We start from the raw sequence: 15,771 nt of genomic DNA on the forward strand, positions 1-15,771 counted from the left end.
GTACCAGTCGGAGTCACCTTAGTAAACTCTGGACTGTAAGTCGCAGTAACTGGGGTACCGTTCTTATCCACACGTTTGACTGTGACTGGATCTGGGCTTCCGACAAACTGTTTGTCTGGAGTGAAGGTTACAGTTCCATCTGGTGCAATCGTGTAGGTTCCTTGACCCGGAATCGTCTTCTCTTTGCTTCCATCTGCGAAAGTTGGATCAACTGTTTCATCGATTGGAACCAGTGGGTCACCACCTTGGAAGGTTGGGGTACCTGTTTGTGGGACACCCTGAGGACCTGTGCTGGTTGCGTTAGTGCTGGTTGGTGTTACCTTAGTCACTGTTGGTTTATAATGTGCTCGGTAAGGAACACCGTTAGAATCATTTACTTGGACAGTAACTGGGTCTGGGGTACCAACAAAATTTTTGTTAGGTTTGAAAGTGACTTGACCAGTGTTAGGGTCTAACTCATAAGTTCCAACTGACTGACCATTGGATGTAGCAGGAACTGAGTTACCAGTAATAGGTTGGCCGTTAGCATTCACAAAGGTCGCAGGGCGTGAAGCATCTGGAGTCACTGGCGTTTTTGCAGGATCACCATCATTAAAGATTAGATTTTTGTTTTGTTCTTGACCTTGAACACCAGTCGATTCATATGTTGGTATCTTTCGAACAGTAGGGATGTATCGACCATCCATATTGTTCAGAATGTCATTCTTATTTGGATTTGATGCATCAGTTGATTGCCAGTTAGTTGATGAACCGTTCGAGTCTGTACGACGAATATTAATCCCTTCAGCTGTTCCTGTGAAGTCTGCATTTGGTGTGAACGCTACATCGATATCATCTCCATTAGTAGTCACTACATAGGTCCCTTCCGGACGCACATAAGTATTGCCGTTTGTTGGAGTCAATACATTTCCTTGATTATCCAAAATCTGTGGCGCTTGGCTACTCATGCTAGCATTAGTTACAAAGTCCGAACGATCTGGTCCTTTAGGTGTGAAGTGAACTGTAGCATTTTGTGTTTCACCTTGAAGACCGGTTGTTTCTTTCTTTTCGCCTTGAGGTGGATAAGTACGACGAACCAACATATCCTCTACTTCACCACTAAATGCCATCCCAGTAGGCTTCTCAATATCACCTGCATTAGTCGCAATACGCACACGCATTCCAAGTTGGTCAACTAAGCCACCACTAAGACTCGGAATTGCATTAAATGTTAAAGTGTGATCTCCATTAGCAGTTATTTCTTTAACTACACTGCCTTCATTATCATCAAATTTCCCGTTATTATTGAAGTCCACCCATGCTTTGACATATGATTTAGCATTACCATTTGGATTAGCCTTAATCTTAAGAGTATAAGTGCCATTCTTAGCTTTGTTTAAATCCAAGAGGTCGTTAGTATTGCTATATTGATCAGCAGTTAGCAATTGCTGTGAACCTTCATCTGAAACATCCTCACGATCATCAGAAGTCCAGTTATTTTTAGAATCCACATCGATATCTGCTTCTGTAGAACCTAAGTAAGGTTGCTTTATTTGAGCATTTGTTATCGAATCGCGTGTAGAGATAGTATGGTGAGCTTCACCGTAACTTTCTGGCGCATCACCACCATCAACTACCAAGAATCCCATCATAAGTGCCTGTTGCCCTGCGGTAGCAACATAAAAACCTACCTCAGAAGCCCCACGGGTCATTACAACTGGCACTGCTTTACTTGCTGAAACTATTGGCCCAAAGACTTGACTACCTAGACCACCTGTAACTGTATCGGGACTCAAAAACTTATTCCAATCGACAGTCTTATCTTTTAGGATTAGTAGACCACCTCTTGTTGTCTTGTCAGCCTGCTTAACAAGTTCTTCAGTCGTAACAGTGTAAGGACCTTTTGCACGAGGACCTTTCATCCATTCTCCTACGTATTCCCAACCTTCACCGTTAGTGGTAAAAATACCATATTCACCAGGGTTAGCATCTTCTCCATCAGCCATAACAACTGCTGGTTTTACTTTTTTACCACGATAAGTGGCTTCTATTTTAAATTTAACCCCCCAGTTTACACCATCAACTGGTACGATAATTTGTGTTTTATGGCCTTTTGTATCAAAACCTTGTCCACCAATAGTACTCCATTTATCTTGCGGTTGACCTGATACAGGAGGTGGAGTTTTTCCATAATCTTTCCAATTTTTTAAATAATTGTTTGTTGCATTTGGATCATAAGTTCCAGCAGATGAAGTTCCTTCAACCCGTTTTTTATAGATTTCAGTTGATTGAAATGGTTTGAGCTCTGTAACGGTAAGTGTCACTACATAGCCAGGCGAAATTTCCTTCGTATAAGTAGTTCCAATCTTAAACCCTCCCTGAGGATCTAAGTTTTTCAAGCTTGCTGTATCAGAGAAATCAATCCAGTTAATTTGTTTTGCTAATTGTGTACTTTCTTTCTTCTCTGATTCAGACAATTCTGGTTTAGATGTACGTGGTACGGGAGTCGCATCGTCCGCACCTGCATAACTGGCTGGTGCAACTGTAGTTGCCTGTGTATCACGACGTACTCTACGAGAACGTGTAGATTGTTCAGTAGCACTAGACGTCTCAGTAGGTTCAGAAATTATTGGAGCAACTGCAGTTTCTGGTTTAGCACTCTCAATAGATTTATCTTCTGGAGAAGTAACTGGTTTCTCAACTGAAGGTTGAGGAGTTTCAGAAACAACTGACTGTTCATCCTTTGGTTTCTCAATAGAATCTGAAGCTGAGCTTGTTGGTTTAGTACTATCAGCGGATTGAGGAGCCTCAGTAGCTGAAGCAACTACAGAAGCTTCAGAATTTGTTGGTGCTGTAGAAGTTGCTGATGGTTCATTAAGATCCGTTCGAGAAATCTCATTTTGGACACCAGAAGCGCTTGTTTCATCAGCGCTAACTTGAGACGTCACTCCCAATAGAACCAAGGTAGACAAGAGCACAGAGCAAACACCCACGTTTAGTTTCCGAATAGAAAACTTACGAAGGTGTGGATTAAATAGTTCTTTTCCCATTAAAATCTCCTAAAATTATTTTTTAAGATATTATACATTATTTTCTATGAATTAGCCACTAAATTATCCCCGAAAATTAACTTTTTTCTATTAAATAAGCAAAATTTTTAAACGTTGTTATGTTAAAAGTTATTTATGTTGATTTTTGAGAATATTTACACTAATGTTTCATCAATCAAATAAACTATTTTACAAACTAAATTAACCTTTCTTAGAATATAATAAAAAAATCCTGTTATTTATAAAGAATAAAAAACCACTCACTCCAAAGAGCAAGTGGTTGCAAATTTATTTTTCAAGTAAGCTTAGTGCCTCTGCATCTGCAATGATGGTCACGTCAGGTTGGTTTTGTAGGCTACTTGCTGGTAGACTTTCAGTTATTGGGCCTGACACTGTTCCGGCAATGGCTTCTGCTTTCGACTCACCGTAAGCAAAGAGAATAATTGACTTGGCATCCAAGATGTTTTTAATTCCCATTGAAATGGCTTGAGTTGGAACGTCTTCAATTTTGTCAAAGAAGCGAGCATTCGCTTCGATGGTAGACTGGTCAAGTTCAACTAGATGCGTTTGGCTATCAAATGGAGTTCCTGGCTCGTTAAAGCCAATATGTCCATTGCGACCGATTCCCAAAATTTGCAAATCAACAGGATGGTCAGCCAAAATTTGATTGTAGCGTTCTACTTCTTCTTCAGCATTATCCTTAACACCACGTGGCAAGAAACTTTCTTTAAATGGTTTTTGGTTAAACAAGTTTTCTTGCATGAAGTAACGATAAGACTGTGGATTATCTCCATCAAGCCCTACATACTCATCGAGGTTTACACTGGTTAGATTTGAAAAATCAAGGTCACTCTCAACGATTTTCTTGTAAAACTCAAGTGGACTACTTCCTGTCGCAAGTCCTAACGTTTGAGCACCATTGGCCAATTTTTCCTTCAAAATCTCAAAAGCTACTTTTCCACCTTCGACTTGATTCTCAACTTTTATAACTTTCATTTTATATCCTCCATATTTCTATATTTATTATATGGTATAGACCAATTTTTGTCAAGTGAAAACGATTTAATTTCTAAAAAAAGAGCGTCCAAACTTGAAACATGTTATAATGGATAGGATTAGAACTTAGAAAGAATGAACAGATATATGAATACAGCTGATTTTGATTTCCACTTGCCTGAGGAATTGATTGCCCAAACGCCCCTTGAAAAACGAGATTCCTCCAAACTCCTTATCGTCAATCGTGAAACGGGAGAAATGCAGGATAAACACTTCCACTCTATTATCGATATGCTGGAACCCGGTGATGCCCTCGTCATGAACGACACTCGCGTCCTCCCTGCCCGCCTCTATGGCCAAAAGGAAGAGACAGGAGGCCATGTGGAGCTTCTCCTGCTCAAAAATATTCGTGGTGATGAGTGGGAAGTTCTGGCTAAACCTGCCAAACGCCTCAAGGTCGGTACTCGTGTCAGCTTTGGAGATGGTCGTCTCAGCGCTGTCGTTACGGAAGAATTGACCCACGGGGGCCGCATTGTCCGCTTTGAATACCAAGGAATTTTCCTAGAAGTTTTGGAAAGTCTCGGTGAAATGCCACTACCACCCTACATCCACGAAAAACTAGATGACCGTGAACGCTATCAAACGGTCTACGCTAAAGAAAGTGGCTCTGCTGCAGCACCGACTGCTGGATTGCACTTCACCAAAGAACTGCTAGCAGAAATCCAAGCTAAAGGTGTTCATCTGGTCTATCTCACTCTCCATGTCGGACTAGGAACCTTTAGACCTGTCTCTGTTGACAATCTGGACGAACACGAAATGCACTCCGAATTCTACCAACTTTCTGAGGAAGCAGCTACCACCCTTCGCTCTGTTAAGGAAAATGGAGGTCGCATCATCGCTGTAGGAACTACTTCGATCCGCACACTGGAAACCATCGGTTCCAAGTTTAATGGGCAAATCCAAGCAGATTCTGGTTGGACCAATATCTTTATCAAACCAGGCTACGACTGGAAGGTTGTGGATGCTTTTTCAACCAACTTCCATCTGCCAAAATCAACTCTCGTCATGTTGGTCTCTGCCTTTGCCGGTCGTGACTTAGTCTTAGATGCTTATCACCATGCTATCCAAGAACATTACCGCTTCTTCAGTTTCGGTGATGCCATGTTTATCTATTAAGAAAATCCCTATTAGGAAACCTAATGGGGATTTTTTAATTATTCCATACTAAACTTTGGATCTTTCAAACTCTGCACACTGGCATTGATAACTGCTCCGATAATCAAAATCTTTGCAATGAGAATAAACCAGAACATCATGACTACCACGATAATGGAACTGAAAAATCGAACGTCAACCAGATGATTGACATAACTATTGACGTAGACAGAAAAGATATTCAATAAAAAGATAAGAGTTAGCAAGACAAAGACACTTCCTGGTAAAACATAGCGGATTCGTGGTGCTTTTACTTTTGGAAGGAAGTAATAAATCATAACCAGAATGGCAAAGATTAAGGCATAGACCAGAGGGCCTGTAAAATCTTGCAAGTAGGAAAATAGCGGACTATCTGATTGCCAGTAAGTTTTGAGGAGGTTGAGCAACATACGACCAAACATACTCAAAAATAAGGCTAGGGCAAAAAGGATCTGCAAGCCGAAACTAACAAGTAAACTCATCAACTGATGGGAGATAATTCCTCGACTCTTGGTCACTCCATAGGCTTTGTTAAAGGCTTTTTGGAGGAAATCCATTGATTTTGAAAAAGTCCAGAGTGCAGATAAAACGGCAAAACTCAACAAACCAGTTGATGGTTGAGTCAGAACTTCTCGGACAATCTTGGCGACCACATCATACACCGTATCAGGCAAGAATTCCTTGATTGTCAGTAAAAAATTTGAGACCGGAATCTGAAAATAAGGCAAAATATTGACCATTATCATTAGTAAAGGAAAGATTGAAATCAACCAATAGTAGGCAACCGCAACACTGGTCAACTCGCTATCAGATGCTTGATAATAATGCAAAAAAGCTTTCAATAAGGGCCTGTCCATCAGCTCTTTCCACCACTTTTTCATGTTCCATCCTCCGTCATTTTCTTCATCATTTAAGTTCTTCTGATTAAATCTAGCATATCATAAGGCAAGGTATTTGCAGCCTCTTTAAGAGAATAATTCTCTAAATTATTCACATTTTGGCGTAGTTTTTTGGCATACTTGGCTGTTATCAGTTTAGCTTCTTCGTATTCAAAGATTGCCTTACGTTCGAGATAGTAGCCTCGTAGCATTTCATCAATATTGTTTGGCTTGATGCGATTGATAACCCGCTCAACAAAAGCACCACTTCCGATAATGGCCGTCTCGCGTAGACGAGACTCTTGCATAAAGCTAATCAGAGAACTCTTGTAAACCCCTTTGAGGTTTTCCAAACTCTCGATAATCAGCTCTGTATTTTCCAAATACAACTCTGAAATCTGATCATAGTCAACTGCTAGTAGTTTACGAGATTCTTCATTCATCCAACTGCGAAAGGTCTTACCAAAGGTAAACATTTCATGGAGTAGAAAGCGCAGTATCCGTAAGGAGACTAGGAAGTAATAAGTCACTCTAGAAGCGAAATTCCGATTGATACTCTGCTCCATGTTTTTTAGGTAACGTTGGTAAACTCGATAGCCACGCTCACTGATTCTATTTTCCTCGTAGGCTTGCTCCAAACCATCACTCTCAATACTCAAGATAAGAAGTTTGAGGGACTCCCAGTCCTCTTGGACTCTCTTATTTTCCAGACTAAGGATGAGATTTTCAATTCGACCATGATAATTATCAATAGCTGCATAAAGAGGAAGTTTATTCTTGTGATGGTCCAGTTCTTTTTCTAATTCTGCAGCTACATCATTCAAAATCGCAATATGCATCAAATGATCCTTGCTTTCCTCTTGTTCTTCAGATAAGTGAGGGAGGACAAGTAAACCCATTAGAAAGCTCAATAGTGTAACGCCTGCTACAAGAAAGAGCAACAGAGGATATTCCTGCTCCAAATGACTTGGTATGAGGAGAATGGTCGCGATAGATACTGTCCCTTTGACACCAGAGAAGGTCAAAAGAAGCATATCTTTCATGTACTTATGAATTTTTTTCTTGAGTCGACGCGTCCTCACAAAGTAAAAACCAGCAATCATGACAAAGCGGATCACAAAAAGCAAGAAGGTCAGAACGACAACTGAAAGCAGTAAAAGAAGGGGATTGTAGATAGAATTAGACAAAATTGGCTCCGCAATCAACTCTAATTCCATTCCCAAGAGAACAAAGACTGATCCATTTAGCATAAAGGTCACGGTATGCCAGACGGTCTCCGTCACGGTGTCAACTTGAGCCTCAAGGAGCGTAATTTTCTTAAAGCGACTGGCCTTCAAAATACCTGCAACCACTACTGCGATAATCCCTGAAACATGAAACTCTTCTGCGATAAAAAAAGTCATGAGTGGCAAACTTAGCTCTAGCAATAGTTCACTGGCTATATCTATCGCTCGCACACTCAGTAAAAAGGTATGCAAGAAACGATTGACCATAGCCGTCACAAAACCGACTACAAAACCACCAAGGATAGAAAGTGCTAGGGAAGTCCCAGCTTGGCTGAGAGAAAAAGTTCCTGTTGTCCAAGCAGCAAGAGCCATCTGAAAGGCAACCAAACCAGAAGCGTCATTTAAGAGCCCTTCCCCTTTTAGGATATTGGAAACCCGTTTAGGAAAACGAAAACGTTCAGAAAGAGACGCAAAGGCAACCAAATCTGTTGGGCCAAGTGCCGCTCCAACTGCTAAACAGGCAGCCAAAGGAAGAGTCATCCAAAGGAAGTGAGCCATGCCCCCTAAGCTTAAGGTCGAGATAAAAATCACAGGGAAGATCAGAAAGACGACAATCCGCCAATGCTTCAAAATGGACGTAATATCCGCTTCTTCTGCCTCCCGGAAAAGTAAGGGACCAATAACCATGGCCAGAAACAGCTCTGTATTGAGATGAAAGTCCGCATCGGGAACAAATAAACCAATCCCAATCCCCAAAAGAATTTGTACAAGAGGAAGGGGCAAAAAAGGCAGAAGTTTATTGGTCGTAGTTGAAATGATTAAGACAAATAAAAATAGAATCAAGTAAATGAGTAATTCCACACAATTCCTCCTTAATCTTTTTTACAACAAGATTCAAAAATCTCCTTTTGCTCTTGGATTTTCTGATCAATCTTAGAACAGTCTTTGTGCTCAATTTTTTTCTGGCATCGTTCCATTTCAAGAGCCACTAATTTTTTCTTGATTTTAAGCATTTTCTTGCTCATATGTGCTTCGTCGAGCACCCCGACGGCTCGCTCGTGATGCGTTGACTCGACAAAATTATGGCGCATTGCCTCAAGCTTCTCACGAAGGTATTGTTTATCCATGTCTATACCTTTCTAATCTTTCAATCATAACTAAAAACGGTGGATTATTAACTTGGTTGAGTGTCCGATAAATGGTAGCTGTATACTCTTGTTGGTTCAACTGGCAAACAAAATCCAACACAGCATCCCTCTCGGTGTCTCCTCCTTCATGACCATAGTAAATCATGATAGCAATCCGTCCTCCTTTGACAAGCAAATGGCAAAGCTTTTCTAAGGCTTCGATAGTAGTCTGAGGTTGAGTGATGACGGATTTGTCAGCAGAAGGCAAATAACCCAGATTAAAAATCCCTGCCTTAGCTTCTGTCACAAACTGGTCAAGCGTCTCATGCCCTTGCAAGATTAACTGGGCATTTGTCATTCCAGCCTGATCCAAACGCTCTTGGGTTTTCTCCAAAGCCTTGTCTTGGATATCAAAGGCATAGACTTGCTTGGCTAGCTTGGCTAAAAAAAGGGTATCATGACCATTACCCATGGTCGCATCCACTACGATATCCTCTTTTGTCACAACTTCCGCCAAAAAATCATGTGCCATCTCAAGTGGTCTTTTCATTTTTAAACTCCTGTTTTACAGCCTTGCATCCTTGCACACTTCCGCGACGGCGCATCTCAGTTTCAATAGCATTTAGCACTTCCCATTTATTGAGGCTCCACATGGGACCAATCAGCATATCTCTAGGCGCATCTCCCGTTATTCGGTGGATGACGATATGCTTGGGAATGATTTCCAACTGATCACAGATGACCTTGACATACTCATCCTGACTCATCAGTTGCAAGCGTCCTTCGTGGTAATCCCGCTGCATGCGCGTATTGGTCATGAGGTGAAGCAAGTGCAGCTTAATACCTTGTATATCATTATCCCTAACACAGCGACGGACATTTTCAACCATCATCTCATGAGTCTCACCAGGCAGACCATTAATCAAATGGGAAACAATCTCAATCTTGGGATATTTCCTCAAGCGTTTTACTGTTTCCACATACAATTCATAAGAATGGGCACGGTTAATCAAGTCAGAAGTTGTTTCAAAAGTAGTCTGTAAGCCCAATTCTACCGTCACATGCATACGCTCTGACAACTCAGCCAAATATTCGATGGTTTCATCGGGTAAACAGTCTGGCCGCGTTCCGATATTGATCCCTACTACACCTGGCTCATTGATAGCCTGCTCATATCGCTCCCGAATCACTTCCACCTTTTCATGGGTATTGGTAAAATTTTGAAAATAAACTAAGTACTTCTGAACATCTGGCCATTTGCGATGCATAAAGTCAATTTCCTTATAAAATTGATCACGGATAGGGGCATCTGGTGCTACAATAGCATCTCCAGAACCAGAAACCGTACAAAAAGTACAACCACCATGGGCTACAGTTCCATCCCGATTTGGACAGTCAAATCCTGCATCAATAGGAACTTTAAAAGTCTTTTCTCCAAAAAGTTTTCGATAATAATCATTCAAGGTATTATAAGATTTCATAACTTTCATTATAACAAAAAACACCTACAATCTCAAAAGCCTGACTTTCCTACAAATTCCCTTGTTTCTCATTTCCTTTAGTGTTTTTTTATGATACAATATGGGTATGATTTTAATGAAAATAGCATCTATTTTATTGTTGATATTAACCTTGGTGGTTTGCTTTATTGTCACCAAGCTTTTCGGACTTAGGAAAATAGGATTTAATTTCGCGGATCTAGCTTTTCCACTTTTGGTATTTGAGTACTATCTGATTACTGCTAAAGCCTTTACCCACAACTTTCTACCGCGACTTGGAGTCGTACTTTCTCTCCTAGCAATCCTCCTTGTAGTCTTTTTCCTTGTCAAAAAACGAAGTTTTTATTACCCTAAATTCATCAAATTCTTCTGGAGAGCCGGTTTTCTCCTTACCTTAATCATCTATATTGCTATGATTGTCGAATTGATGATGCTCCCATAAAAACATTCCCTCAGACAGCCGTCTAAGGGAATGTTTTTATCTTCATACTTACTTTCTAAGCTCTACCAAAATACTTTTTCTTATTTCCTAAATGTCAAGGCGTAGAATTTACCATCCCAAAGAAGTTTCATTTCCTTTTCCTTAACTTCGCTTGGAACAGCATTCTCAATTTCACTCAAATCAACAGTAGCATCTTTAAAATAATCCTTACTAAAATGATTTTTCTTATATTGCTGATCCACATAGTCAGCCGTCTCATCTGCGATCAAAATTTTTGTTTCTGGCTTCGCCACTCGTAGCATTTCCTGCATAGCCTTGGCTTTATCATTGAAAAAATTGATTCCGCCAATATGGTAGACAATGTCAAAACTATTATCCGCAAAGGGTAGATCCTCCGCGCAAGCATGGAAAAGTTGCAAATTGGTCTTTTTAGCGCAAGATTTCTGGCATTTTTTAAGCATACTGATAGAAATATCCACCCCTACAAAGTCTAAACTTTTCAGGTCAATTGTCTCAGGAATATAACGTAGGTCTTGACCAGTCCCGATAGAGACATAAAGAACAGATAAATTATCTTTCCATTCTATTTCCTCCATCAAATCCCTTCTCAACTTGTCAATTGCCTTGCCGTGGAGAAGCGGTCCTATCCATTTCTCACTCATATCATACCAGCGAGCCAAACGGTTATACATAGTCATGTATTTAGCATTATCTCCAGATAGATATTCTGGATTAAGAGACAGATAGATATCACCATCTTTTTGAAAATTTTCTACCTCCAAACCTGACTTCAATTTATCTTGTAATCTTGTTTCAATCATATGCAACATCTCCTTTTCTATTTGTCACCTATTATAGAGGATTTCATCATAAAAACAATAGCTTTTCAGTAAGTGGTAACTATCCACTTGTATCCGGTAGTAGAACCAGGGTCAGTTACAAAAAAACAAGTGTCAATTTCTATTGACACTTGTTTCTACTTTTAAAACGTGATGCAAATTTAGTAAAAGATACCGTTTAAAAAACTTAATCTTCTTTTTTGCGTCTTGCCAAGAATCCTGTTCCCAATCCAAGAAGGACGATTCCAGCTACTAGAGCCACTTGGTTAGACTCGCTTCCTGTATTAGGCAATTCCCCACCTTTTTTAGGTTTACCTGGTTCATTTGGTTTTTCAGGAGTGTGTGTATTTGTAATGTTGTAACCTTCTACTGAAGCTGTATAACCATCTGGAACATTCACTTCTTCAACAGTGTAGGCAATCTCCTTACCTTCTTGATAACGATCAAGACCTGTAAATTCATAAGTCCAGCCACTTGTCTCTGACACTGTAGCTGTCTGACCAGTTTCCTTACCATCTGCAAGAAGTTTTACTGTGATAGATGCTGGACGGATACCGTCTTTGTTCTCTTCATCTTTCCAGATCTTATGACCTTTTACAGCTGTTTTTTCTGGAGTATGTTCGTTGGTAATGGTGTACTTGCCATCCTTGTCTGTAGTGATGGTTGCTTTGTATTCTGTCATAGCAGTTTCTTTGACAGTATACTTGATTTCTTTACCATTCTCATACTTAGGAAGTTTTTTAGATTCGAACTTCCAGCCAGTTTTTTCTGAAACTTCAAGTTCTTGAACAACCTTGTCGCCGTTAAGAATTTGAACTTTCACAGATCTTGTACGTTTACCGTCTTGGTTGTTGTTATCTTTCCACACCTTAGTTCCTGAAAGGATAACTGTATCTGGATTGTGAGTGTTAGTCACTACTTGACCAGTTACAGAGGCTTCATAGCCAGCTGGTACATCTACTTCATCGATAGAGTAAGTGATTTCTTTACCAGCTTCGTATTGTGGAAGATTTGTGAAGGATGCTACCCAAGTGTTATCATCAGTCTTCTCCTTAGCTGTTAAGGTCAATTTCTTACCTTCAACAGCTACTGGTTTAGATCCATCTACAGATTTGAAAAGTTGAACCGTTACGGACTCAGGACGTTTGCCGTCTTGGTTGTTCGCGTCATTCCATACTTTTGTTACCTTGTAGTCAATTTCTTTAGGAGCATATTTGTTTGTGATGGTAAAGTCTGTAATAGTCGCTTCGTATTCTGCTACGGCTTCCTCTGTTACAGTGTATTTGATTTCTTTACCAGCTTTATATTTTGCTAATTTCGTGAATTCGACAGTCCAAGTTCCGTCTGCGGCTGCTTGAACTTCTTTCGAATCGACTTTCTGACCGTCTGCTAAAAGATTGATTGTAATCTTGGTTGGACGTTTGCCGTCTTGGTTGTTCGCGTCATCCCAGTTCTTAGTTGCTTTTACAACAACTGTTTCTGGTGAATAGCTATTTGTGATAGTGAATCCTGATGCAGCGTCACCAGTAACTTCAGAAGTGTATCCAGTAACAGTTACTTCTACTACTGTGTACTGGATAGGTGTGCCGCCTTTATCAGCATCAAGATTTGTGAAGCTTCCAGCCCAACCATTTGCTTCAGTCAATTCAAGTGTTTTTCCAGTATCTTGGCCATCTGCAAGCAATTTAACTGTGACAGAAGATGGACGTTTACCATCTTGGTTGTTCTCGTCCTTCCATACTTTCTTCACAGGAACTTCCGTTTTTGCTGGAGTGTAAGTGTTTTCGAAAGCTTTTTCATCATCGTAAGAAACAGTTGCTTCAAGTGCACCTTTGCCCTTATCTACTACAGTAACTGTAGCCGTGACAGTTTTAGTGTCATACTTGATGCTTGTATCACTGCTAGCTTTTTCAGCAATTTTAAAGGTATAAGTCCCTGCTTTGTCGAATTCCAATTCTGAGAAAGCAATGTTTCCGTCTTTGTCATTCTTCACAGTTTCTTTCACCTTATCATCTTGGTCTGTTAAAGTGAATTCAAACTCTTCAGCCTTTAACTCACGTCCTGTAAGTTTTTTATTAGCTTTAATCTTAGCTTTAGCTTTGCTACGTTTATTTGTAACTGTTTTGATAGCTCCGTCTTGTCCAACAGTCATCTCAAATGGAGTAGGGTTTAACTCATATCCCTCAGGAGCCTCAACCTCGGTTACTGTAAAGTTCCCTTTCTTGATATCACTCTCTGAGTAAATAGATGATTCAGCAATTCCGTCATCATTTGTCGTTACAATTTCCTCTTTAGAAGTAGCTCCTGCTGGAGGAGTAATCTTGAATTTTGCCCCTTTTAGACGGTCATGAGTCAGCTCGTCGACCTTGTAAAGAATGATACGGTAAGCAGTTTCTAACTGAATTGTACCACCAGAAGCAATGACTGAGTTTCCGATTTGCTTAACGACTGTCTTATTACTATAGTCGTCATATGTTAGAATCTGGTCATCACCCTTCATTTCAGCATTATTTTGGACTTGCGTGCCATCAGCTGGAGCACTTGTTTTATAATTAATTCGAAATGCTGCTGGTTTACCGTTCTTCGCAAGAATTGAAGATGCATTGTTAATTGTTAAAGTAAATTCTGTGTAAGAATCATTCCATTTTACTTGGTAATCCTTACCAGCTTCTAAAACCACTTCATCTTTCAAATAATAATATTGATCATACCAACCTGCTGTAACGCTGAATGTTTCAGGAATCATCTGCATTGGTGAAGCATTTGGATCTACCCAGTCATGAATTTCAATTTTATTATATGCTGCTTGTTTCGGATTAACACGAACATACCAGCTGTGTAAGTATTTTCCACTCTTATTTAGAGCCTTGGATGTCCAATCCTCTTTGTAAATCAAACCATGATATTTATTGAAATTAGCTCGACCAATTCCTTCAGAATAATCAGCCGCATCACCTTTTTTAACCTTGATTTGATGGGTAATTTCATTTATGGTTTCCGTTTTATCAAAACGGAGCGTTTCATTGCTTAATTCATTTTTAGAACTAAAACCAACAAAGAAATTTCCTTTAACATTTTGAACCTGGTAACCTCCCTTTTTCTCAAGATAGGTTTTCAGATTTTTTAATGTAATAGTTGCCTTACCACCATTATTATCCCCGTTTGATACAATTTGAGTTTCTCCGATAACGAGATCTGTTTCCTTATCTTTTAAATCAAAAGTTTCATTTCTAACAGTTAAAGGGCTCGGAACAGTAAAGGTAAAGGTATCACCGTCCTCTAATTTACCATCATAGGCGCTCAAATCGTAATCAACAGTGAATTTATAATTTGAGTAGTTATGATGCTCAGGAGAAAGTGTATAAACACCATTCGCATCCGGTTTTATAAACTTACCATTATCAACCTCCCAAATTCCAATATTACTGATAACGTTCTTCAGTTCCTTTGCTTGAACTGAATTTGGAGAAAAGATCATCCCTAGCAAACAGGCCAGAGAAGTTAGGATGGGTAACCAAAATTTCTTGTTCTTCATAATCTTCCTTTCTAAATTACCGAAAACATTAAAACGACAAACTATGATTATAAAATCTCAACACTCATCTCCTTTCGAATTCGTTGAAATCCATGAGGGTTATTGAATAAGTTACATCATATTAATATGTTTCATAACTATATATGAGTGCAATATTTATCATATTTGTTCTATTTTTAATATAGAAACCTCCTTTAATTTCATTATAAAACAAAATTAACTTTTTTTGTAATATTATGAGGTTATCGCCTTTTGAAAATATTGACACAGTGTAAAATTACTGCCATAAAAACTAATTCTTTCATCAGACCGAAGTTTCTTTAAGTATAGTGTACACATACGAACAACTTCTCTTTTAAACAAACAGAAAGAAACAGTGTACAAAACATTCCATTTATTTATAAGTTTGATACACCTTAATAATTATCCAAACTATTTTATATAAGTAAAACTCAGAAGAAATCTAGCAATAGTCATACCCCATACTGATAAATAGTTTAATTTAGCATAGTTAATTATTCTGAATCATAGAAAAAAAGACCAGGGGGTTATCCCTGATCTTTCTTTACTGTACTTATTGGCTACTAAATGAGATTAGTCTTCTTTTCTTCGTTTAGTTGCTACAAGACCTGCACCTAAAGCTAGAAGAGCTAAACCTGCTGCTAATGCAGCTTGTCCAGATTCACTTCCAGTGTTTGGTAGGTTAGGATTTTCTGGTTCAGTTTGGTCCGTTACTACTAACTTACCATCCCTAAACTCAACCTGATTTCCACTAGCATTTACCACTGTTACAGTTCCGTCGTAGTTAACTTGGAAGGTAATATCTGTTACTGCTAAGTATCCAGTTGGAGCGGCCTCTTCATGGAAAGTATATACTCCCGGAGTCAAATCAAGTACATGTGATTGATTGGCTTTTGAAGTCCATTCAGCCACAGGATTACCTGCAACTTTTTCTCCACGGAAAATTTGGATTTTTGCACCCGCGATTTCTTCACCCGCTAGATTT

The 15,771-nt window shown here is 39.4% G+C and carries 12 protein-coding genes; 2 read left to right on the forward strand and 10 right to left on the reverse strand.

Annotated elements, in window-relative coordinates:
• Positions 1-3,029 (reverse strand): CshA/CshB family fibrillar adhesin-related protein (locus HMPREF1115_RS03540; RefSeq protein WP_000514107.1); only part of this gene is annotated, 3,029 nt, incomplete at its 3' end.
• Between the two features lie 288 nt (positions 3,030-3,317).
• Entirely contained in the window at positions 3,318-4,025 is a 708-nt protein-coding gene (locus HMPREF1115_RS03545; RefSeq protein ID WP_000864611.1) for a glucosamine-6-phosphate deaminase, read from the reverse strand.
• 147 nt (positions 4,026-4,172) lie between these two features.
• Here HMPREF1115_RS03545 and queA point away from each other — a divergent pair, with 147 nt between their 5' ends.
• Positions 4,173-5,201 carry a tRNA preQ1(34) S-adenosylmethionine ribosyltransferase-isomerase QueA gene (gene queA / locus HMPREF1115_RS03550; RefSeq protein ID WP_001090172.1) on the forward strand — a complete coding sequence of 343 codons (1,029 nt, stop codon included), beginning with the start codon at positions 4,173-4,175 and terminating at the stop codon, positions 5,199-5,201.
• Between the two features lie 38 nt (positions 5,202-5,239).
• Here the strand turns inward: queA and HMPREF1115_RS03555 are convergent, their stop codons facing one another.
• The 5 genes from HMPREF1115_RS03555 to mnmL are packed head-to-tail and all read right to left on the reverse strand — an operon-like array spanning position 5,240 to position 9,940.
• Positions 5,240-6,100, reverse strand: coding sequence for a YihY/virulence factor BrkB family protein (locus HMPREF1115_RS03555; RefSeq protein ID WP_000759520.1), 861 nt, complete (start codon positions 6,098-6,100; stop codon positions 5,240-5,242).
• A 29-nt stretch (positions 6,101-6,129) separates the two neighbouring features.
• Positions 6,130-8,184: a cation:proton antiporter gene (locus HMPREF1115_RS03560; RefSeq protein WP_000421615.1), complete on the reverse strand. Its 2,055-nt coding sequence runs from the start codon at positions 8,182-8,184 to the stop codon at positions 6,130-6,132.
• Between the two features lie 11 nt (positions 8,185-8,195).
• The gene (locus tag HMPREF1115_RS0102020) at positions 8,196-8,450 is read right to left on the reverse strand and encodes a hypothetical protein (protein WP_000361093.1); all 255 of its coding nucleotides are present in this window, start codon (positions 8,448-8,450) and stop codon (positions 8,196-8,198) included.
• A complete protein-coding gene (gene mnmM / locus HMPREF1115_RS03565; protein ID WP_000828415.1) occupies positions 8,443-9,000 on the reverse strand; it encodes a tRNA 5-(aminomethyl)-2-thiouridylate-methyltransferase MnmM in 558 nt (185 codons plus the stop codon). The genes HMPREF1115_RS0102020 and mnmM overlap by 8 nt, the downstream gene beginning before the upstream one ends.
• Entirely contained in the window at positions 8,984-9,940 is a 957-nt protein-coding gene (gene mnmL, locus HMPREF1115_RS03570) for a tRNA modification radical SAM protein MnmL/YtqA (protein WP_002881980.1), read from the reverse strand. Before mnmL ends, mnmM begins: the two co-directional genes overlap by 17 nt.
• A 91-nt stretch (positions 9,941-10,031) precedes the next feature.
• On the opposite strand from mnmL, the gene HMPREF1115_RS03575 reads away from it, so the two are divergent.
• Positions 10,032-10,391: a DUF3397 domain-containing protein gene (locus HMPREF1115_RS03575; RefSeq protein WP_002881978.1), complete on the forward strand. Its 360-nt coding sequence runs from the start codon at positions 10,032-10,034 to the stop codon at positions 10,389-10,391.
• Positions 10,392-10,471: 80 nt separating this feature from the next.
• Here HMPREF1115_RS03575 and HMPREF1115_RS03580 read toward each other — a convergent pair whose 3' ends face one another.
• From HMPREF1115_RS03580 to HMPREF1115_RS03590, 3 genes are all read right to left on the reverse strand, one after another.
• On the reverse strand, positions 10,472-11,212 hold the full coding sequence (locus HMPREF1115_RS03580; RefSeq protein WP_000573480.1) for a class I SAM-dependent methyltransferase: 741 nt from the start codon (positions 11,210-11,212) through the stop codon (positions 10,472-10,474).
• 205 nt (positions 11,213-11,417) lie between these two features.
• Positions 11,418-14,765, reverse strand: coding sequence for a Cna B-type domain-containing protein (locus tag HMPREF1115_RS03585; protein ID WP_000791207.1), 3,348 nt, complete (start codon positions 14,763-14,765; stop codon positions 11,418-11,420).
• Positions 14,766-15,359: 594 nt separating this feature from the next.
• Positions 15,360-15,771 (reverse strand): prealbumin-like fold domain-containing protein (locus HMPREF1115_RS03590; protein ID WP_000293712.1); only part of this gene is annotated, 412 nt, incomplete at its 5' end.

The sequence above is a fragment of the Streptococcus oralis SK610 genome (assembly GCF_000257455.1).
Lineage (GTDB): Bacteria > Bacillota > Bacilli > Lactobacillales > Streptococcaceae > Streptococcus > Streptococcus oralis_CB.